The 18781-nt window shown below is 71.6% G+C and carries 20 protein-coding genes; 5 read left to right on the top strand and 15 right to left on the bottom strand.

Annotated elements, in window-relative coordinates; all coding sequences use genetic code 11:
• Positions 1–350: 350 nt before the first annotated feature.
• Positions 351–1130, top strand: a complete 780-nt coding sequence (locus ACWD0F_RS13440; RefSeq protein WP_449875005.1) for a CAP domain-containing protein — start codon at positions 351–353, stop codon at positions 1128–1130.
• Positions 1131–1229: 99 nt separating this feature from the next.
• Here ACWD0F_RS13440 and ACWD0F_RS13435 read toward each other — a convergent pair whose 3' ends face one another.
• From ACWD0F_RS13435 to ACWD0F_RS13410, 6 genes are all read right to left on the bottom strand, one after another.
• Positions 1230–1484 carry a hypothetical protein gene (locus ACWD0F_RS13435; RefSeq protein ID WP_449875003.1) on the bottom strand — a complete coding sequence of 85 codons (255 nt, stop codon included), beginning with the start codon at positions 1482–1484 and terminating at the stop codon, positions 1230–1232.
• A 14-nt stretch (positions 1485–1498) separates the two neighbouring features.
• Positions 1499–1660, bottom strand: coding sequence for a hypothetical protein (locus tag ACWD0F_RS13430; RefSeq protein ID WP_449875001.1), 162 nt, complete (start codon positions 1658–1660; stop codon positions 1499–1501).
• A 6-nt stretch (positions 1661–1666) separates the two neighbouring features.
• Complete coding sequence (locus ACWD0F_RS13425) at positions 1667–2812, bottom strand: sensor histidine kinase (protein WP_449874999.1); 1146 nt, start codon at positions 2810–2812, stop codon at positions 1667–1669.
• Positions 2813–3081: 269 nt separating this feature from the next.
• Positions 3082–3612: a hypothetical protein gene (locus tag ACWD0F_RS13420; RefSeq protein WP_449874997.1), complete on the bottom strand. Its 531-nt coding sequence runs from the start codon at positions 3610–3612 to the stop codon at positions 3082–3084.
• A 294-nt stretch (positions 3613–3906) separates the two neighbouring features.
• Positions 3907–4962 (bottom strand): hypothetical protein, encoded by a 1056-nt coding sequence (locus tag ACWD0F_RS13415; RefSeq protein WP_449874995.1) that lies wholly within the window; start codon positions 4960–4962, stop codon positions 3907–3909.
• Positions 4963–5160: 198 nt separating this feature from the next.
• Positions 5161–5619, bottom strand: coding sequence for a VOC family protein (locus ACWD0F_RS13410; protein ID WP_449874993.1), 459 nt, complete (start codon positions 5617–5619; stop codon positions 5161–5163).
• A gap of 263 nt (positions 5620–5882) precedes the next feature.
• Between ACWD0F_RS13410 and ACWD0F_RS13405 the strand changes: the two genes are divergently transcribed.
• Positions 5883–6977: a TIGR04222 domain-containing membrane protein gene (locus ACWD0F_RS13405; RefSeq protein WP_449874991.1), complete on the top strand. Its 1095-nt coding sequence runs from the start codon at positions 5883–5885 to the stop codon at positions 6975–6977.
• A 9-nt stretch (positions 6978–6986) separates the two neighbouring features.
• Here the strand turns inward: ACWD0F_RS13405 and ACWD0F_RS13400 are convergent, their stop codons facing one another.
• The 3 genes from ACWD0F_RS13400 to ppk2 form a co-directional block, all read right to left on the bottom strand.
• A complete protein-coding gene (locus ACWD0F_RS13400; RefSeq protein WP_449874989.1) occupies positions 6987–7862 on the bottom strand; it encodes an ABC transporter permease in 876 nt (291 codons plus the stop codon).
• Between the two features lie 259 nt (positions 7863–8121).
• A complete protein-coding gene (locus ACWD0F_RS13395) occupies positions 8122–9009 on the bottom strand; it encodes a hypothetical protein (protein WP_449874988.1) in 888 nt (295 codons plus the stop codon).
• Between the two features lie 360 nt (positions 9010–9369).
• Complete coding sequence (gene ppk2, locus ACWD0F_RS13390) at positions 9370–10167, bottom strand: polyphosphate kinase 2 (RefSeq protein WP_449874986.1); 798 nt, start codon at positions 10165–10167, stop codon at positions 9370–9372.
• Positions 10168–10421: 254 nt separating this feature from the next.
• Between ppk2 and ACWD0F_RS13385 the strand changes: the two genes are divergently transcribed.
• A complete protein-coding gene (locus tag ACWD0F_RS13385) occupies positions 10422–11078 on the top strand; it encodes a helix-turn-helix domain-containing protein (RefSeq protein WP_449874984.1) in 657 nt (218 codons plus the stop codon).
• A 60-nt stretch (positions 11079–11138) separates the two neighbouring features.
• Here the strand turns inward: ACWD0F_RS13385 and ACWD0F_RS13380 are convergent, their stop codons facing one another.
• Positions 11139–12281 (bottom strand): esterase-like activity of phytase family protein, encoded by a 1143-nt coding sequence (locus ACWD0F_RS13380; protein ID WP_449874982.1) that lies wholly within the window; start codon positions 12279–12281, stop codon positions 11139–11141.
• Positions 12282–12596: 315 nt separating this feature from the next.
• Here ACWD0F_RS13380 and ACWD0F_RS13375 point away from each other — a divergent pair, with 315 nt between their 5' ends.
• Positions 12597–13397 carry a putative protein N(5)-glutamine methyltransferase gene (locus ACWD0F_RS13375; protein ID WP_449874980.1) on the top strand — a complete coding sequence of 267 codons (801 nt, stop codon included), beginning with the start codon at positions 12597–12599 and terminating at the stop codon, positions 13395–13397.
• 498 nt (positions 13398–13895) lie between these two features.
• Here ACWD0F_RS13375 and ACWD0F_RS13370 read toward each other — a convergent pair whose 3' ends face one another.
• Positions 13896–14657, bottom strand: a complete 762-nt coding sequence (locus ACWD0F_RS13370; protein ID WP_449874979.1) for a class I SAM-dependent methyltransferase — start codon at positions 14655–14657, stop codon at positions 13896–13898.
• 169 nt (positions 14658–14826) lie between these two features.
• On the opposite strand from ACWD0F_RS13370, the gene ACWD0F_RS13365 reads away from it, so the two are divergent.
• Positions 14827–15447 carry a TetR/AcrR family transcriptional regulator C-terminal domain-containing protein gene (locus ACWD0F_RS13365; RefSeq protein WP_449874977.1) on the top strand — a complete coding sequence of 207 codons (621 nt, stop codon included), beginning with the start codon at positions 14827–14829 and terminating at the stop codon, positions 15445–15447.
• A gap of 164 nt (positions 15448–15611) precedes the next feature.
• Here ACWD0F_RS13365 and ACWD0F_RS13360 read toward each other — a convergent pair whose 3' ends face one another.
• The 4 genes from ACWD0F_RS13360 to ACWD0F_RS13345 form a co-directional block, all read right to left on the bottom strand.
• A complete protein-coding gene (locus ACWD0F_RS13360; protein WP_449874976.1) occupies positions 15612–16817 on the bottom strand; it encodes a cytochrome P450 family protein in 1206 nt (401 codons plus the stop codon).
• A gap of 89 nt (positions 16818–16906) precedes the next feature.
• The gene (locus ACWD0F_RS13355) at positions 16907–17416 is read right to left on the bottom strand and encodes an OmpA family protein (RefSeq protein ID WP_449874974.1); all 510 of its coding nucleotides are present in this window, start codon (positions 17414–17416) and stop codon (positions 16907–16909) included.
• The gene (locus tag ACWD0F_RS13350) at positions 17413–17976 is read right to left on the bottom strand and encodes a hypothetical protein (protein ID WP_449874973.1); all 564 of its coding nucleotides are present in this window, start codon (positions 17974–17976) and stop codon (positions 17413–17415) included. Before ACWD0F_RS13350 ends, ACWD0F_RS13355 begins: the two co-directional genes overlap by 4 nt.
• A gap of 271 nt (positions 17977–18247) precedes the next feature.
• A complete protein-coding gene (locus tag ACWD0F_RS13345) occupies positions 18248–18769 on the bottom strand; it encodes an FBP domain-containing protein (RefSeq protein WP_449874972.1) in 522 nt (173 codons plus the stop codon).
• Positions 18770–18781: the final 12 nt, after the last annotated feature.

Here is an 18781-nt window from a genome sequence, read left to right as displayed (position 1 = left end):
TCCCTATCCCCCCTCCGCCGCGCGAAAAAACTACCTCCGCGCGGGGGCGGTTGTGGGCCGCGGTGGGGTCCACCCGTATCTCCCCCCCGGTGTGGGGGCCCCCGCCGACGTGGCCGGCGGGCTCCACCACGTTCGAGATCGGCAGACCGGTCGGCTGGGTTTCGCCAGGCCCCGAACGGCCGCCGCACCTGCCATCCTTCCGGGCCACACACAACTGCTGCACGACTTTCGCCTCCCTCGGCCGCGACTTGATGATGACCATGGTGCGCGGCGCTCCAGGACGCCGAATCCGCAGCCGCCCCTGACCAAGATGGGGGCGATATATCCCGCTTCAAGGGGATATATCCGGTATGCAACTGCAACAGAAGGGGAGGTCGCTCATGTATCGCCCTTCGCTCCACCTTCTGCCAGCCATCACCACGGCCGGCGTGGCGATCCTGAGCCCCACAGCCGTCCATATCTCGGCCGGCCCGCAAGTCAGCTCAGCGGCGACCACGGTCAAGCCTGTGGGTGCCAGGGCCTGCGCCGACGCCGACAGGGTCTATTTGCCGCTGACCTGGTATATCCGAACGGGCAGCACACGGCGGGACTACGAGAAGCAGTTCACCCGCCTCGAACTGGCGATCCATTGTCTCGTCAACGAAGCCCGCGCGGGCAAAGGCAAGCAAGCGTACACGAGACCGCTGGCGATCTCGGCAAATCGGCTGGGCCTGGGCGGCGCGGCGAGTGACCACGCCAAGGCTGCGGTCAAGCAGCGATGGTGGGGAACGGTGGCCCAGGTCCCAGGCTGCCGCCCTTACCCGCAGGATCGCACTCGGTGCGACTCCCACTACAACCCGGTGACCGGGAAATACCCGGCTGACCGCGCGGCACTCTATAACTACACGCGCGGCTGCACGAGGTTCCGCGTCGGCGAGAACACCTATACGTGGTCAGGGCGTGACGGCGTGACACCCCAGAAAGCCTTCAACTTCTGGATGAACAGCACACAGGGGCACGCCGAGGCCATCCTCAGCGACGAATACCGCGAGATGCGCGTCGCCGTGGTGCCGGGCAGTGCCGACCCAGGCGCCCCGAACACCTACCCCGCACTGACATACGTCCAAGTATTCGGGTTCTGCAACAGATAGGGCCCCACACGGGACAAATCAACGTAAAACGCCGAGCCGCTCACGGTTGCCGAGCATCTTCTGCACGCTGAACGTAGTGACCGTCTTCATGCCCGGGGTTCAGTCGAGGTCTACTGGACCGTTTCCGCGTTCTTGGTCTGTGCCGGCTTCGCTGTCGCGCTGTCTGTTTTGAAGTGGGCGGACAAGGCCGAAGGCTGCCCCGATGATCGCGATGCCTACGAGTAACCGGATAGCCTCGCCGAGATGGTCGTCCACGCTCGCGGGCTGGAACAGCTCCCAGATCGCCAAGCCCGCCCAGGCGCTTCCCACAAGCGCCCAGACCCACCAAGGGATGCGCTTAATCCATTTCTGCATGACTTGAGGCCCTTTCATCCGGCCAGGGCCTTAATGGTGCACCGGCTGCCTTGATGGCGGCTTGCACGTTGACCGGGGTCGAGACCGACGTCGTCGTCATGGACATCCGCATGCCGCCGGATGCCCGTACGGACCGGTTCCTGATCGTCCACCAGCAGCACACGAATGGTGGTCATGACGTCCTACGCCCACGGCAGTGTCGCATCGACCTGAAAACCCGCCCCTTCCAGCGGCACGGCGTGGCTGGAACCGCCGAACATGGCCGCCCGCTCCCGGATGTTGACCAACCCGTGCCCGGGCCTGCCGAGCTCGGCCGACCCGCCGGAGCGGCCACCGCCGTCGTCGCGTATGCGCAGGTGCAGCCCGTCGTCGGCATAGCGGAGCAGCACCTCGGCCGCGGCGTCCTTCCCGGCGTGCTTGAGGGTGTTGGTCAAAGCCTCCTGCACGATGCGGTAGGCCGCCAGTCCCAACCCCGGCGACGCTGGGCGGACGGGCCCGTCAATCCGTAGCCGTACTCGCAGAGGCAGCCGTTCCACCAGGGCGGGGATCTCCTCGATCCCTGGCTGGGGCGCCATCGGCGCCTCGCGCAACATCCCGACGACCAGCCGCAACTCCGTCAGCGCGGCCCGGCCCAACCGGCCGATCGCCCCGATGGCCCCGCTCACCTCCGCCAGGTCCGCGTCCAGCAGCGCGGCCTCGGCGCCGTCGGCCTGGATCACCATGGCGCTGACGTTGTGGGCGACGGAGTCATGGACCTCGCGGGCGATCCGCACCCGCTCCTCCGCCACCGCCTGGGCGGCGGCCGCCTCCTGCTCGCGCCGTAATTGCTCGGCCAGGTCCGCCAGTTGCCGGTTCCGTACGGCCAGCAGACGCATGCCGGTGGCGAAGACCAAGACCCAGCCCACCACGAACGTCGCGTTGCCCAGGGCCGACCAGAACCGGTCTGGCATCCACGAGTTGGCATGCGTCCACTCGATCAGTACCAGGACGCCGCCGGGCACCATCGCCCACGGCGGACGGTGCACGGTCACCGAATACAGCGCCAGCAGCGGGCCCATGTTGTTCTGCCCGTAGTGATAGCCCAGTTCGTGGTAGGTCATCGCGGCAGCGCAGGAGATCAGCAGCACCGTCACCGGCCGGCGGCGGCGCCAGATCAACGGCAGGTTGACCAGGGCGCTGACCGCCAAGCCGAGCGCGTCGGGCGGCCGGTCCGGTGGCTGGGGTTCGATGATCGGGAAAATCCACGATCCGACGGCCAGCATGACCGCCACCACCCCGTCCACGAGCAGCGGGTGGCGCCTGGCCAGCTCCACTGGCTTAGCATGCACTCGCGCATGCTAAGCGCCCGCCACCATGATCACATCAGCCGCGCGGCAGATCCTCGGGTACGCGTCCTGACGGATGGACGGCCGCCTGCCGAGCCCCCGGCTCGGCGTCCGTCCCGTGTGGATCCGACGGGCGAGAGGTGGCTTCACTCCCCCCGAGGGGACCGCTCATGAGTGTCAGGGACGCCCACGTGAGGTGCATGTCATGTCATCGGGACGGCCGGCGTCCGGCGAACGGGTAGGCCGCCGCCGGACGCTGTCTCCGCGTGGAGTCAGTTGAGCCAGCGGGTGCACAACCATGTGTAGCCGTAGGGCTTGATACACGCGCGGAACTTGCGCTGTCCGGCCTTGTCCACCGCTGGGGTGGTGACGCTGGTCTTGCCACTGGCGACGGTGGCATGGCATGCCCGATAGGACGACCCACCGTCGTCGGACCAGTCGAGCGAGATCATGTCACCGCCCGACATCGTGTGCCCCCACACCCACCAGATACGGGCGCCTTTGTACTCGACGTTCTGACTGCGGTAGACCTCGATGAACTTGGAGTCGAACCTTGGATCCTGGCTGTAGAAGGCGCGCACGCGCTGGTCCGCGGGGACGTAAGTGTAGGGGTTGAGCCCGTCGCCGCCGTTCGGGCCGCACGAGTAGCCGACCGGCCCTGATACGCGCGTCTCGGTCAGTGCGGAAGGGTCATCTGGGGCCACGGCCGCCGAAGCGGTGTCAGCCGCCAGGAGGCTTCCTACGGCGATCGCGATCATGGTTGTCCAGCGCCGGATATGGCGTGCGCTGAAGGACACCGTCATGGGTTTCGCTCCTCTTCTTCGAGTGTTGCCGACAGCGCAATGCTTCATAAAAGGAGGAGTCACCCGCATCGGAGGGCACGCCTATCCTTTTTCGCGTCCCTGCGTATTGACTGAGACAGGCGGGCTGGGTTGAGAGTCAGATCGCTGGGCGTGCTGGGGCTCTGTAGCACAGCGGCCGTGACGGTCAGGCGACCGTAACGTCCTCCGTCACGCCGGCGATGTTGCCGGGGCGGCCTGCACGGCGAACGGCCGCGGGTCCGCGCCCGCCCTGCCGGGAAGTGAGGCCGCCGCGCGTCACCCGGTCTCGCCCGGATCGGCCCATCTGATGATCATGTAGCCGTCGCCGCCCTTGGCGCCGCCCGACCCCGAACGGCCCTCGGTGCCGTCCCGGCCCCCCGTGGTGTCGTCCTTCCACAACCGCCCGCCCGTGCCGCCGTCACCGCCCGCCCCGCCATCGCCGCCCATGCCGCCACCGCCGCCGGCTCCCCGCTCAGGAGGGATGCCGAGATCGCCGGGCACCGCGGCACGGGCGCCGGCCGTGCCCGCCGTGCCCGCGAGGCCGGCCGCGCCGCCCGCCCCGCCGCGGCATTCCGTCCGCTGCGGCTGGCCGGCGGCGCCGTCGGTTCCGCTGGTCGCGACGGTGCCCGAGGTGCCCTTCGCGCCCGGCGCGCCCCCGCCCGTCGCTCCCTCCTCGCAGTCCCAGATGTGCGGGCCGCCCCTGCCGCCCTCGCCGACCCGGTTGGCCGTGTCCCATTGCGCCGCCGCCCCGCCGCGCCCGCCCGCGCCGCCGGGGCTGTCGAGGGTGAAGTTCCCGGGGTTGAAGGCTCCGCCGCCGGCGTGGTGGCCGCCCCATCCCGCGTAGCCGCCGGCACCGCCGTCGGCCATCACGTAGAAGTAGTCGCCCATCGAGGTGGACCGCTTGACCACCGCGGTGTTCCCGCCGGGTCCCGGGTTCCCGCCGTGCAGTCCGGGGCCGCCGGCGCCGCCCATCATGTCGGGGACGCCGCCCTTCCCCCCGGCCCCGCCCAGGCCCCCCGGCGCCGGGCCCGAACCCGAGCCCACGCGTACGGTGAGCCGCTGGCCCGGCGTCACCGGCACCGTGCAGTGGGAGAACGCGCCGCCTCCGCCACCACCGCCGCCCCCACCCCCGCAGCCTCCTCCGCCGCCTCCGCCGCCGGGCGCGCGATTGCCGCTACCTCCAACGCAGCCGCCGCCGGCGCCTCCGCCACCCCCGCCGCCGGCGCCGCCCCCACCGCCACCGCCCCCCGCCAGGGCGAAGATTTCGAGCGATGTGACGTTGTCCGGCACCGTGAACACGTGCCCGCCCACCTCGTACCTCTGCTCACCCATGGGCGCATCGTGACATCGCTTGTAGATCCATACAATTCACACTTTTCCTGCGGAAGCGCGCAGGTCGCGTCAGGGGAAGCGGGGTTCGGGCTGTCAGCCGGCGGAGCGATCGGTGAGCGCGAGATGCGCCACCGCGGGCACAGTCGTCACGGTCGGGGTTGCTCATGGTCCCCAGGCAGTGGACCGTCGCGGAAGGCCTTACGAGTCCGTGCCGAAGCCGTGCAGCTCCTGGCGCTCCTCCTCGGTGCGCAACTCCTGGAAGAGCGTGATGTGCAGGCCGGCGGGCGCGTCGAGCCGGGCGTTCAGCGACTCCCAGGGCGTGCGGGTGGGCGGCGCGACCTCGGCCGCGCCCGCCGACACCAGCCGCTCCGCGGTGCCGGCGGCGTCGTCCACCTCGAACGCGACCCGGAGCTTGGGCGCCACCTGCCGCCCCACCTCGACGTCGTCGATCATCTTCTTCTGCGCCGGGTTCGCGATCTCCAGCGTGGCCCGCCCCGCGTCCAGGATCGCCACCCGCGCGCCGTCACCGCTGGAGAACGCGGCCTGCTCGGGCAGGCCCAGCACGTCACGGTAGAAGGCCACCGCGGCCTCGTAGTCCTCCGCCTCCACCACCAGGCGGAGCTGGCGGACCGGGGTGCGCTCGGGATCTGCGGTCATGGGAACTCCTCGTCGAACCGGTGTCGTCGTTCAGGTCGCCCGGGCCGCCCAGGACCCGCTCCCCTGGCCCAACCGTGTCATACGTACGCTTCATTCCGGCTCCCGACCTTGCCGGCCGGGCACGTACGCGCCGAGCTGCGGCTTCTGGTCATTCTGCTCACCACGGAAGGAACCCCAACGCCCATCACGGACGTCTCTCCAAGCAACGGATCCGCCGAAAACGGAGTGTGCATTCACGACTTTCGCTTCCCAGGGGGACGCACATGAACGGGATCATCTTCGTAACATCCATCGCCCTACTCGCGCTCGTCGCTCTCACCGCCGTCCTGACGTACGCGGCGCTGCTCCTCGCCCGCCGCGGCCGCAAGATCTCGGTGACCCGCTACCCGCTCAGCCTGTACGAGGCGGCCTACCTCACGGGCGGGCCGCGCCGGGTCGTCAACACGGCACTGGTGTCGCTGGTCTCGCAGAACGGGGTCCGGGTGTCGCGCGAGGGCGTCGTCACACCGGTGCGGGGCTTCCGGCCGGACAAGCGCACGCCGGTCGAGCGGGCGGTGTACCAGCGGGTCGCGTCGGTCGCCCAGGGGCAGACGACCGCCGAGGTGCGGCACGGGACGAACGGCTCCTCCGCGATGTCGCTGCTGGTCACGACGTTGTGGCAGCACGGCTTCCTGATGGCTCCGGCCGATCGGGTGCGGGTGCGGCGGCGGACGAGCCTGCTGGCCGTCCTCGCCGGGGCGGCGGCGATCGGGGCGGTGCTGAGCCTGATCCTGCGGGCCTCGGTGGTCGCGTCCGCTCTCGCCGCCACGACGGCCGTGGTGGGCGTGGCCTGCTTCTTCCTGCTGCGTCGCTGCATGATCAACCCGGTGACCAGGGCCGGGCGGAGCGCGCTGGCGCGGGCCGGGGACGGCGGCTCGGCGGACGGGTCGTGGCGCAGCGGCGACGACACCGGGCTGGTGGCGCTGCACGGGCTGTCCAGGCTGCCGGACCGGGAGCTCTCCGACACGCTGCGGCGTGACACGCGCGCCCGGCGGGGCCGGTCGTACGCGGCGTGCTGCGCCCCCGGCCACTGCGGGTCGTACGTCACCACCAGCACGCCGTCCAACAGCGGCGGTTATGGCGGGGGCGACTTCGGCGGCGGCGACTTCGGCGGGGGCGACTTCGGCGGCAGGCCGGGCGGCGGGTTCTTCGACTTCGGCAGCCTGTTCGGCGGCGGCTCCCACGGCGGCTCCCAGGGCGGCTCCCACGGGGGCTCTCACGGGGGCGGCCATGGCGGAGACGGCGGCGGTAGCGGCTGCGGCGGGGGTGGCGGGGGCGGGTGCGGTGGGGGCGGCGGTTGCGGCGGCGGGGGCTCGTGACCGCCGGCCTCACCCGCGCCCGTACCGGTCCTCGGCGCGCCAGAAGTACCAGAACCCGAACACGAGCGCCAGCACCGCCCAGGCCACGCACGACAACCACACCATCTGCGGCGGGGTGTGGCTGCCGATGAGGATGTCGCGCATCCACTCGATGTAGGAGGCCGCCGGGTTGAGGTACATCACGGTGGCCACCCACTCGGGCAGCCCGGCGCTGTTGACGACCTTGTCGTGGATGGCGAAGAAGACTCCGGAGGCGTACAGCCAGGTGCGCATGATGAAGGGCAGGAGCTGGTTCAGGTCGCGCACCGAGGAGCCCAGCCTGGCCAGCACCAGCCCGGCGCCGACGTTGAACATCGTCTGCAGCGCCAGCACGACCGGGATCATCAGCCAGGACCACGTGGGCCACTCACGGGTGAGGGCCACGATGGTCAGCAGCACCCCCATGGAGATGACGAGCTGCTGCAGCTCCTGGATCGCGTAGGCCAGCGGCAGCGAGGCCCGCGGGAAGTGCAGGGCGCGGATCAGCGACAGGTTGCCGGAGATCGACTTGGCGCCGGCGGTGACGGTGCGCTGCGTGTACGTGAAGACGAACATCCCCGTCAGCAGGAACGCCGGATAGTTCGGGATGTTCTTGCTGCCGCCCAGGATGAGGCCGAACATCACGAAGTAGATCGCGGCGTTCAGCAGCGGGGTGATGACCTGCCACAACCGGCCCAGGGCCGAGCTGGAGTACCGGGAGACGTTGCGGGAGGTCGCGTATGTCAGGATGAAGTGCCGCCGCTGCCAGAGCCGGCGCAGGTAGAGCGGCAGTCTCGGGCGCGCGATGGCGGGCCGGAGCCCGTGCCTGCGCGCGAGCGCCGCCAGTGACTCGGGCGAATGGCTCATAGGCACCTCGATGCGTCGTCGCTCGCGGGTCCCCCGTCCGTTGCCGAGGCTAGCCGACCGGCGGCGCGCTTCCCAGTGCGCGGAACCGGCCGAGATCGGGCAGATGGCTCCGGGCGTGGGCGATGGACGCGCGGGCCGCGGGGCTCCGCGGCCCGGACGCCCGCCAGGCGAGCCCCGTCCTGGCGCGCGCACCCGCGCGACGGGCTAACACCGGTCTGCTGTATCGCTGCGGCTTCTAGGAGGGTTCGCCGGCAGGCTGTTACGGAGGCGAACCGGCGATGGTCACGCCGGTCACCGCGAAGCGTTCGACGGCGGCGACGTGACCGCCGGTGGAGGCCACGACGGTCAGCGTCCGTCCCGGCTCCGCCGTGAAGGTGACGGTGGCCGACCAGGGGGCGTTCTGGCCGCCGGCGCTCACGCAGCAGCGCTTGCCCAGCGGCTTGGCCTGGCCAGGTCGCCGGACCTGGATGCCGATGCTCTCGTCCACTCCCGTGATGCGGCCGCCCACGGTCAGCGGCGAGCCGACCGCCGCGCCGTAGCGCGGAGTGGTCAGCGAGAGCGAGGTGTCGTCGGTGCCGACCACCTCCCAGGGGGCGTCCTGGCCCGCGCCGTATCTGACGAGGTGCACGACGGCGGCCACCAGTGGCTCGGGGCCCTCCTCGCCGCGGTGGCCGACGTGCACGCGCGCGTGCCGCCCCTCGCGGACGGTCTTGACGATCTGGTCGATCTCGGTGAAGCCGAGGTGGTCGCGGGCGAAGGCGACGGCCGTGCGGCCCGCGTCGAGGTGCCACGCCTGCCGGCCGTCCTTCTGGTACGCGCGTCGCCAGGCGTCCGCCTCCTCCTGGCCCGTGAACGGCCACAGCGGCTGGTAACGACCGGCGACGAGGGAGTCGCGCGGCGGCGAGGCGGTGCCGGTCACGGGCGGGCCGGTCGCGGAGGAATCGGTCACGGACGGGGTTTCGGCGGGCGGCCCGGTCGGAGTGGGCTGCGCTGTGGGAGACCCGGCCGTCGGCGAGGCCACCGACGCGGTCGCCGTCGCATCGCTGCCACCGCTACCGCCGCCACCACCGGCACCGCCACCGCAGCCCGCGACGCTCAGCCCGAGCGCGACCAGCAGCGGCAGAGAGCGGCCGGTGAACGCTTTCATGCGAACCTCCTCGTCGAAGACGATCGTGCCGTACGGCCCGCCGAAGAGAACGTACCCAGTCGGCCGCCCCCTCCCCCACACCGTCGGCCGCCCCCTCCCCCACACCGTCGGCCGCCCCCTCCCCCACACCGTGGCGGCCTGGCCTGCGCGGTCATCTCGCGGTCATCCGGCGGGAGGCTCGGCGCGAATAAGGAGTGACGCCCTGAGGAGGTGAGCGAGATGCGGAGCACCCAGACCACGATGGTGCGCCCCAAGCCGGCGCGTCCCCGTCCTGGCCTCGATTTGCGCACCCCGTCGGGACGCCCCCTTCCGTACTGAGCCGGGCATACGGTCACCCGGCGTGGCCGCCACACCTGCCGCTCACCCGGCATGGCCGCCGGTCACGTCGGGCACCCGCGTCTCCACCCTCGACGGGCGCCGGTAGCCGGTGGACTCGGGCCGCGAGGGGATCTTCAGACGCCGCCGCTTCACCTCCTGGTAGGGGATCGTGGAGAGCAGATGGGAGATCATGTTGATCCTGGCGCGCCGCTTGTCCTCGCTCTCCACGTCGTGCCAGGGCGCCTCGGGGATGTGGGTGTGGATCATCATCTCGTCCTTGGCGCGGGAGTACTCCTCCCACCTCGTGATCGACTCCAGGTCGATCTCCGACAACTTCCACTGGCGCATCGGGTCCTCCAGCCGGTCGCGGAAGCGCCGCTCCTGCTCGGCGTCGCCGACCGAGAACCAGTATTTGCGCAGCAGGATCCCGTCCTCCACCAGCAGCCGCTCGAAGATCGGGCACTGGTGCAGGAACCGGGTGTACTCCTCCTGCGTGCAGAACCCCATCACCCGCTCGACGCCCGCCCGGTTGTACCAGCTCCGGTCGAACAGCACGAGCTGCCCGGCGGCCGGCAGGTGCTCGATGTAACGCTGGAAGTACCACTGGGTGCGTTCGCGCTCGGTGGGCGCCGGCAGCGCGACGATCCTGGCCACGCGCGGGTTGAGGTATTCGGCGACCCGCTTGATCGTGCTTCCCTTGCCGGCCGCGTCCCGCCCCTCGAAGATCACGACCACCCGCCGGCCCTCGGCCCTGACCCATTCCTGCAGCTTCACCAGCTCCGCCTGCAGGGGGAAAAGCTGCTTCTCGTACTTTTTACGCTTCATTCTGCCGGCGGTCATGCGGCCCCTTCCGTCGGAACGACGCTCCAGCAGCACTGTAAGCGCCCGGCCCCTTCACGGCCCGTCACCACCGCCGGACGGGCAGGACCGCGCCTCCGCGGCGCGTCACCACCGCCGGGCGGGCCGGATCGCGCCGGGCATCGTTCCAGGTCGGCGGCCAGGGCTGGGGGGCGCGGGCGTGGGTAGCGTCCATGACATGGCGCGCCGACGGCCTGATCTGGCGGGTGCGGACGCGGACACGAGGAGAAGCGATCATGACAGGCACCGGTGACCTAGGCCGACGCGTCATCCACCACCGTGAACGTCTCGGCCTGACCCGCGAGCAGGTCGCCGAGCGCGCCGACATGTCGCCCGGCTACCTGAGATATCTGGAGGAGAACGCCGACACCCCGGACACCGGCGTCCTCTACCGTCTGGCGGACGCCCTGCGGACCACGGTCGACGACCTCCTGGGAGGCGGCCAGGACCGCCCGCCCGGCCACGGCCCCGCCATGGCGCACCCGTCGCTGGAGGTGCTGGCGGAGCCGGAGTGCCGGCGGCTGATCGAGCCCGGGGGGATCGGGCGGGTGGCGTTCAGCGGCTCGCACGGGCTGACGGTGCTGCCGGTCAACTACCAGATGCACCACGGCGCCATCGTCTTCCGCACCGCCGCCGGCGGGCCCATGGACGAGGACCTGCGGACGGGCCAGGCCGGGGTGGACTTCAAGATCGCGTTCGAGATCGACAACATCGACGAGGCCAGGCGCGAAGGCTGGAGCGTCCTGGTGCAGGGCCCGGCGCACCACGTGGACCTTGAGGAGGCCGCCGGGGCGACCGGCTCGAAGGTCACCCCGTGGGCCGGCGGCGAGCGTCACCTCTACGTCCGCATCATCCCGCAGCAGATCACCGGCCGCCGCATCCACGGCCTGTAGGCATCGGGTTCTCCCGCTGCGGCAGGCGCCCGGCCCTGCCGGATGAACTCCCCCTTCACCTCAACGGCAGCCGGTCACGCCGAACGCCAGGAACTGCGTCACCTCCTCCGCCGAGAAGTTGTCGTCGGATCCGACCACCAGCGTGCACTCGCCGCTGTTCAGGCGCGGCCCCCAGGCCAGGCTCTCCAGGTTCTGCAGCGGCGGCGGGAAGGTGTGGACCAGGCGCTTGCGCACCGTCCGGTACGGCGGGCCGGCCGCCAGGGAGTCGCGATTGAGCACGTTCGTGGCGCCCCGCAGGTCGATCTCGTACAGCTTCACCCGGTAGCCCGAGCCCTCCACCCAGGCCCGCTCCAGCGCCAGGTAGCGGAAGTCGTCGACGGCCAGGATCTCCGACACACCGGTCTCGGCCCAGCCGGTCGGGGGGTTGGGGGCGGCGGGCAGCGCGTCGAGGGGGTAGGCGTATTGGGAGCGCAGCCGGCCCTGACGGCTCCACACGGTGAGCCGGGACGGCGCGCCGCGCTTGACCGTCGGCATCGGCCCGTCCTCGTAGCGCGGGCCCTCGGTCACGGCGGCGATCGTCCACGGGGAGATGGCCAGCCCTTCGAATCCCGAATTACGCCGCGGCCCGTTCTCGGTGTCCGTCAGATGCAAATTCGTCGGCACCGGCAATTCGGCCGTCTGCCGCCCTTGTGCATCCATGCGGCGCACCGCCGAGGTGGAGACCGGAATGGCCGGGTTTCGCTCGTCCGGCCGGTCTCCCTCGTCACCCCACAGCAGCCGGCCGCTGCGCGGGTCGAACCTGATGGACTCCGGGTCGGCCGACTCCGGCTTGCCGTAGGCGGGGAACGGCGTGCCGTCGGGCCTGGTCAGCGTCGTGACCCCGGTGATCCGCAGCCCGCCGAACTCCCCCGACGCCGGATCGATGTCCAGCCGCCCGGTGTAGAAGCGGGCGGGGTTGTAGCGCCACCGGTCGTCGGAGATGAAATACCAGGTGTCGGTGGCGGGATCGCGGTCGATGCCCGAGAGGCCGCCCACGACGGTGTCCTCGTATCTCATCATGTGCGGCACCCGTTGCTCCCCGAGGAACCGCGTGATCCGTACGGGCTCCTCCGGGGCCGCCGCCGCGGGCGCGGGCGCGGTGACGCCCGCCGAGACCACCATGAAGGCGAGGGCGATTTTTATTATTCTGCGCGAACGAGCCATATTTCCCCCTCGGCCACCGGGCACCCGACGGAGAAATGAAAGCGCAATTCTTCGGTGAAGTCCATGGGCAGATAAACGCATGGTGCACCCGAAAAAGGGCGAAATTAAGAAACCGCCGACGTTTGTCTTCGCCGGCGATGATCGTTGATCGTGACCCGTCCAGTGGAGGAGCGAGAGGGCTCTGGTATGGTGATCGTCTCGAACGAGATCGGCCAGGGAGGTGAGACCCATCAACGCTGTGTCACTCTGGGTGCTCCCTTCCAGCGATCGTTAGGTTGACCGCGGGAGCGCTCATCGGCATTCCGAAAGGCTCCCATGTCGGTTTCATCCGTTACCACCGCTGAGGTCGTCGCGCGCCTGCGCGCGGCCGGATGCGTGTTCGCCGAGGACGAGGCTCGGCTGCTGTTCTCCACCGCCCCCACGCCCGCCGGCCTCGACGCCATGGTGGCGCGGCGCGTCGCCGGTGAGCCCCTCGAACACGTGCTGGGCTGGGCGGAGTTCTGCGGCCTGCGGGTGGTGGTGGAGCCCGGGGTCTTCGTGCCCCGGCCGCGCACCGCGTTCCTCATCGAGCGGGCCGTCGCGCTGGCCCGCACGGTCGCCGGCCCGCCGGTCATCCTCGACCTGTGCTGCGGCACGGGCGCGATGGGCGCGGCGGTGACGGCCGAGCTCGACCGGGCCGGGCTTGACCGCGCCGAGCTGCATGCCGCCGACCTCGACCCCGCGGCCGTGCGCTGCGCCCGGCGCAACCTTCCCGGCGCCCGCGTCTACGAGGGCGACCTGTACGCGCCGCTGCCCCCCTCGCTCCGGGGCCGGGTGCACCTGCTGATCGCCAGCCCCCCGTACGTGCCGTCGGAGTCGATCGGGCTGCTGCCTCCCGAGGCGCGGCTGCACGAGCCCCTGATGGCGCTCGACGGCGGCGGCGACGGGCTCGACGTGGCCCGGCGGGTGATCGCCGAGGCGCCGCGCTGGCTCGTCCCCGGCGGCCACCTGCTGGTGGAGACGAGCGAACGCCAGGCGGACGAGACCGCCGCGACCGTGACCCGCGCGGGACTGGTCGCGCGGGTCACCCGTTCGGAGGAGCTCGACGCCACCGCCGTGATCGGAACGCTCCCCTAGCTGATCCAGGCGAAGGCGTGGCTGCCGGGGACAGAGCGAGGCACCCGTGCACCGGCTCGCGGTGCACGGGTCCGGAGACGCCTGCTTCGCCTGTACCGGCGGACCCGTCAGCAGGTCCGGTAGGTGGAGAAGTTCTCGAAGCGTGACAGGTAGAGGTGGCCGTCAGGGCCGAGCAGGAGATTGGAGATCGGGCGGGCGATGAGCGTGAAGGCCATCGTCCCGCCCCGCGTCGTCGAAGGCGATCGAGCCGGGGGCCAGGTTCCCGGCGACCGGGGGTCCGCCACTTGAGCGAGTCCGTGGCGATGTCGTACGCGAACGCCGTCGCCTCGCCCTGCGGGGTGTTGGTGCCCCCGTCTCTGCTCCAAATAACGGTCTTGACCGTCATTGGCTTCATGGGCTTCTGGCAAGAGTGGCGGCGTGGGGAGCCGAGCGCGGCGCGGGCTTCGATGCCGGGTTCGGCGACACGTCGGCCGCGCGATGGCGCTACGGCCGTCGGCTTTACCGGTGCCGTTCGAGCGTGAGCAGCGGCTCGGCGAAGACAGGCGCCGGCGCCCCCGGATCTGCGGCGACAGCCTGCTCCAGGCGGCGGAAGCCGATCTCCAGCTCGTCGGGACTGAGCTGAGCGAAGAACGAGAGGGTGCGCAGGCGCAGCCGTTCGAGCATGTCACCGCAGGTGCCGTAGGACGGCTCGGTGAACGTGCCGAAGCCGGCGACGCGCCAGCCGTCCGACGTGAACATCGCGATGACCTCATGGAGCGGCTGGAACAGCGAGGCGTCCACCTCGAAACCGCGAGGGAAGTGCTCCAGCCACCACGGCCTGGGATGGTGGTCGCTGAAATTCGCGCGCAGGAGCAGCCGCCCGCCGGGCCTGAGCACCCTGGCCAGCTCCTGGGCCGCCCGCGGCTTGTCCTGAACGTGGTGCCAGGACAGGAACATGAGAGCGTAGTCGGCGCTGCCGGACGGCACCGGCATGTCCTCGGCGGAGCCCGCCAGATACCGCACATCGGGATGCCGGGCCCGCGCCTGCGCCACCTCGCGCATGCGGACCGACGGCTCGACGCCGGTGACCGGCCCGAACGTCCGCGCCAGCGCGGGGGTGAACCTGCCGGTCCCCGAGCCGACGTCCAGCCCCGCCAGCGGACGCCGCTCGGGCAGCACGGCTCCGAAGGCGCTGATCCAGGTCTGTAGCTGCTGGTCGGTGAGCGCACGGCCGCGCGCGTAGTCCTGGTGCTGCTCTGTGTCGTAGTCGATCCGCCTCATCCACCGCTCCCGCCTGATCCGTGCCACGGCTGACCGTCAGCCCGATATATCGACTTGATACATCGGCACGATATGCGGAGTCACGTCATGTCGCAAGGGACCGCGTTGCCGCGCCTGCGCCTCTCGGCGTCGGCGGGAGGCTCCCCCAGCACGGTAAAGTGGCCGGGCGATGGCACAGAAAGGACTGGCGCGTGACATGGTCGTGCGCGCCGCGCTCGACCTCCTCGACGAGGCCGGCCTCGACGGTCTGTCCGTGCGTCGCCTGGCCGCCCGCCTGGACGTGCGCAACCCCGCGCTCTACTGGCACTTCCGCAACAAGCAGGAACTGCTCGACGAGATGGCGCGCGAGCTGCTCGCCGCCGACATGGGCGGCCCGCGCCCGGACGAGTCCTGGCGCGACTGGCTGACCCGGCGCGCGCACCGCTACCGCCGGATGTTGCTGAGCCATCGCGACGGGGCCCGGCTGGTCGCGGGCAGCGATCCGGGGCCGGCGGTGGGGCGGGCGTTCGAGGAGGAGCTGAGGTCGCTGGTCGGGCTGGGCTTCACCCCCGCGCAGGGGCTGCACGCGATCGGGTCCATCAGCCACTACACGCTCGGGTTCGTGCTGAACGAGCAGAGCAGGCTCGAACGGCTGAGCCGCGACGAGGCCGGGGACCTGTCGGCGTACGCCGCGGACTACCCGCTCACGGTGGCCGGGGTGCGCGAGGGCGGCGCGCCCACGAGCGACGAGGCGTTCGCCTGCGGCCTGCGGCTCATCCTCGACGGCGTGGCGGCCACGGGCCCGGCCTGACCGGCACGCGGCACGCGCCGGAGGTCGGCCGGCGGAGAGGCCGGCGCGCACGGGGTCGCGGCGGGGCGGGCGCTTCTCGGAACGCGGGCGCTCCCCCGCTCCGGCCTCCCGGCAGGAGGCTCATGCCACCCGAGCCTCCTGCCGGCTGCGGCCCCCGGGCCGCGTCAGCCGGCCGGGAGAGGGGTGACGGCCAGGGTCGCGGGCAGGGCGATCGGGCGCCAGGTCCCGGGATCGGGGGTGTACTGCGGCTCTCCGGCGAGCGCCAGGCCGGGGAAGCGGCTCAGCAGGGCGGACAGCGCGCGTTCGGCCTGCAGGCGGGCCAGCGAGGCCCCGACGCAGAAGTGCGGCCCGTGCGCGAACCCGAGATGCGCCGCCGGCGCGCGCCCGACGTCGAACACGTCAGGGTCGTCGAACACGCGCGGGTCCCGGTTCGCGCCGGGGATCGCGACCGTGACGGGCACGCCCTCGGGTACGAGCACGCCGCCGATCTCGACGTCCTGCCTGGTGAAGCGCGGGATGGTGAGCAGTTGCGGGCCGGCCCAGCGGATCAGCTCCTCCACGGCGCGCGGCCAGAGCCCGGGGTCGGCGCGGAGCGCGGCGACCTGGCCGGGGTGGCCGAGAAGGGTGACGACGCCGTTGGTGATGAGGTTCGTCGGCGTCTGGCCGGCGAGGACGAGTTGCCAGACCATGGTGACCAGCTCGTCGTCGGACAGGCGGTCACCGTCCTCCTCCTGGACGCGGAGCAGGTCGGAGATGAGGTCGTCGCCCTTGACGGCCCGGCTCCTGGCGACCGCCTCCTTGGCGCCCTCCATGATCCCGGGGATGGCCTCGGCGAACCGCTCCCCGTGGCCGGCCGCGACGTCGGCCCCGAACGCACGCCAGCGCGGCCGGTCGGCGGCGGGGATGCCGACCAGCTCGCAGATCACCTCGATCGGCAGCGGCCGGGCGAAGTGCGCCAGCAGGTCGACGGTGCCGTCCTCCCCCACGTGGCCGGGCAGGTCGTCGAGCAGGCCGTCGATGACGGCCTGCATCCGCGGCCCGAACGCGGCGGCGTGGCGCGGCGTGAACGCGGGCGCCACGAGCCTGCGCAGCCGCATGTGCTCGGCGCCGTTCATCTCGGACATGGTGCGCATGTACGGCAGGCAGTGCTCGGGCACGTCGGGCCGCTGGTAGCTGTTCGCGCGGATCTCCAGCCGGGGGTCGGACAACATCGCCCGCGCCTCCTCGTGCCGCGTCACGGCCCAGAACGGGCCGAACCCGGGCGCCACCAGCCGCACCACCGGCGACTGCTCCCTGGCCTTCGCATACGCCGTGAACGGGTCGCGCAGCACCGCGAGGTCCGTCAGGTCGATCTCCGGCACGTCGGTCATCGCCGCTCCTCGCATTTCAAATGACTTCATCATCTGAATGCTCACGGTATCTTTATTCGCGAGCGCCCGGCAAGCCGGAGACCGGGCGGTCAGCGGTCGAAGCGGATGACCACGCGGCGGTTCTTGGCGCGGCCGGCGGGGTCGTCCCGGCCGCTCTGGGTGTTGGGCGCGACCGGATCGGCCTCGCCGTGCCCAGCCGCGGCGACCGGCGGCCCGCCGCCCAGCAGGCGGTCCAGCTCCCGCTTGACGCTCTCGGCGCGGCGGCGCGACAGGGCGAGGTTGTAGCCGGTCGTGCCCCTGGCGTCGGTGTGACCGTCGACGCGGACCGTGCCGGTGGCCGCGCGCAGCCGCCCGGCGATCCGGGCCAGGTGGCGGGCGGCGACCGGGGTCAGCGCGTCCTCGTCGAAGGCGAACAGCACGTCCGACGAGATCGTGATCCTGGTCGCCGTCCCCTGCGCGGTCTCCGTCTGCAGCGGCTCGACGGTCAGCCGCAGGTCGAGCACCGCCTGCCGGAGGTTCGCCTCGGGGACGTCCACGGCAGGCGCCGGACCCGTCAGCGCCACCAGGAACGGCAGGACGGCCAGCGCCCGGAGCCTCATGACGTCACCGGCACGTCACGGAACGGCGGCTCCGCGCCGATGCTGACGTCCAGCTCGGTGACGCCGGCCTCGGGCGCGGGGAAGGTGTAGGTGCGCAGGCTCGCCGCGCCCACCTTGATGATCCAGTACGGCGGCGCCAGCGGCCGGCCCTCGGAGTCGCGCACGATCAGGTAGCGCTTGAGCCGGACGTTGTCGACCAGCGTGATCGCCGACGGCCCGGCCCCGGTGAACCTCTCGACCGAGATGTAGGTCTCCCCCTCGGACCGCGGCGTGAAGCGCAACACCAGGTCGAGCAGCCTGCCGCGGCGCTTGAGCGACATCACCGCCACCTCCGCGCTCCGCCGCTCGTCCACCCGGAACGTCGCGCCGGCCAGCGGCTTGTCCCCCGCCGGCGGCGGCTGCACGGCGGGCTCGCGCACGGCCCCCGGCGCACTGCGGGTGACCGAAGCAGGGGCCGAGGTGGTGGCCCCCGGCGTGGGGCGGGCGGCTCCGGGGATGGAGCAGGCCGCCAGCGGCAGTACGACTGCCGCGACCATCCACGTTCGCGTACGCCTGCGCATGACACCCCTCCGAAGCAGCGACGATGCACCACGGTAAGGAGGAGCCCGCCCGGAGGTCGAAGGAGAAATACCCGCCGCGAACGCGTACTTTTGCCTGTGACTTCGCCCTTGATGGAACCGGCGGCCCACCCGGGGGGTCCAAGTCATGGGCGACGTTCACTCCGGCCCTTCACCGCCCGCCGGACGACCAGGGCGTTGACTGGAGCGCCGGCCGTCGCCACGGACGGCCCTTCCCGTCCGCCGGCACACGCTGGACGTCGCCCCCGCCAGCTCACTTGCGCGGCGCGACCGCCAGGTTGTCGTCGAGGACGCGGGCCAGGAAGGCGTCCAGATTGACGGTGAGCCGCAGGACGCGCTCCTCCGCCGTGAGCGTCTCGAAGCGGGTGCCGAGCTCGGTCTGCTTCTTGTCGCGTACGTAGAGGGAGCAGGCCAGGTCGGCGCACATGTAGGCGCCGACGGTGTTGCCCTGGCGACCGGCGGCGCCGACCCTGGGCGCGGTGAACAGGGAGACGCCGGTGCCCGCGTGCGGGGTCACGCACACCGAGCACATGGTGGACTTGGTGAAGCTCCTGCGTACCTCCTGGGTCAGGCGCAGCGCCACGCCGACGAGCGCGCCGCCGCGCTCGGTGACCAGGTAGGCGCGCTCGGGCGCCCCCGGATCGCGCCAGCCCAGGAAGTCGAGATCGGGCCAGGGGGACGCGGACAGGCCGCGCGGCACGTTCAGCCGGCGGGCCTCGCCCTTGGAGCAGTTGACGAACGACGCGCGGACGGCCTGTTCGGTGACGGGGTTCATGATGGTCTTCCT

Source organism: Nonomuraea sp. NPDC002799, from assembly GCF_053592075.1.
The sequence above is the reverse complement of the archived record's forward strand: the minus strand, read 5'-3'. Positions and strand labels throughout refer to the sequence as shown.

What these genes read in the sequence shown, in the direction of transcription:
- ACWD0F_RS13440 (WP_449875005.1), top strand. Translation starts at nt 351, where the DNA reads ATGCAACTGCAACAGAAGGGGAGGTCGCTCATGTATCGCCCTTCGCTC.
- ACWD0F_RS13435 (WP_449875003.1), bottom strand. Translation starts at nt 1,484, where the DNA reads ATGCAGAAATGGATTAAGCGCATCCCTTGGTGGGTCTGGGCGCTTGTG.
- ACWD0F_RS13430 (WP_449875001.1), bottom strand. Translation starts at nt 1,660, where the DNA reads ATGACCACCATTCGTGTGCTGCTGGTGGACGATCAGGAACCGGTCCGT.
- ACWD0F_RS13420 (WP_449874997.1), bottom strand. Translation starts at nt 3,612, where the DNA reads ATGACGGTGTCCTTCAGCGCACGCCATATCCGGCGCTGGACAACCATG.
- ACWD0F_RS13415 (WP_449874995.1), bottom strand. Translation starts at nt 4,962, where the DNA reads ATGGGTGAGCAGAGGTACGAGGTGGGCGGGCACGTGTTCACGGTGCCG.
- ACWD0F_RS13410 (WP_449874993.1), bottom strand. Translation starts at nt 5,619, where the DNA reads ATGACCGCAGATCCCGAGCGCACCCCGGTCCGCCAGCTCCGCCTGGTG.
- ACWD0F_RS13405 (WP_449874991.1), top strand. Translation starts at nt 5,883, where the DNA reads ATGAACGGGATCATCTTCGTAACATCCATCGCCCTACTCGCGCTCGTC.
- ACWD0F_RS13400 (WP_449874989.1), bottom strand. Translation starts at nt 7,862, where the DNA reads ATGAGCCATTCGCCCGAGTCACTGGCGGCGCTCGCGCGCAGGCACGGG.
- ACWD0F_RS13395 (WP_449874988.1), bottom strand. Translation starts at nt 9,009, where the DNA reads ATGAAAGCGTTCACCGGCCGCTCTCTGCCGCTGCTGGTCGCGCTCGGG.
- ppk2 (WP_449874986.1), bottom strand. Translation starts at nt 10,167, where the DNA reads ATGACCGCCGGCAGAATGAAGCGTAAAAAGTACGAGAAGCAGCTTTTC.
- ACWD0F_RS13385 (WP_449874984.1), top strand. Translation starts at nt 10,422, where the DNA reads ATGACAGGCACCGGTGACCTAGGCCGACGCGTCATCCACCACCGTGAA.
- ACWD0F_RS13380 (WP_449874982.1), bottom strand. Translation starts at nt 12,281, where the DNA reads ATGGCTCGTTCGCGCAGAATAATAAAAATCGCCCTCGCCTTCATGGTG.
- ACWD0F_RS13375 (WP_449874980.1), top strand. Translation starts at nt 12,597, where the DNA reads ATGTCGGTTTCATCCGTTACCACCGCTGAGGTCGTCGCGCGCCTGCGC.
- ACWD0F_RS13370 (WP_449874979.1), bottom strand. Translation starts at nt 14,657, where the DNA reads ATGAGGCGGATCGACTACGACACAGAGCAGCACCAGGACTACGCGCGC.
- ACWD0F_RS13365 (WP_449874977.1), top strand. Translation starts at nt 14,827, where the DNA reads ATGGCACAGAAAGGACTGGCGCGTGACATGGTCGTGCGCGCCGCGCTC.
- ACWD0F_RS13360 (WP_449874976.1), bottom strand. Translation starts at nt 16,817, where the DNA reads ATGACCGACGTGCCGGAGATCGACCTGACGGACCTCGCGGTGCTGCGC.
- ACWD0F_RS13355 (WP_449874974.1), bottom strand. Translation starts at nt 17,416, where the DNA reads ATGAGGCTCCGGGCGCTGGCCGTCCTGCCGTTCCTGGTGGCGCTGACG.
- ACWD0F_RS13350 (WP_449874973.1), bottom strand. Translation starts at nt 17,976, where the DNA reads ATGCGCAGGCGTACGCGAACGTGGATGGTCGCGGCAGTCGTACTGCCG.
- ACWD0F_RS13345 (WP_449874972.1), bottom strand. Translation starts at nt 18,769, where the DNA reads ATGAACCCCGTCACCGAACAGGCCGTCCGCGCGTCGTTCGTCAACTGC.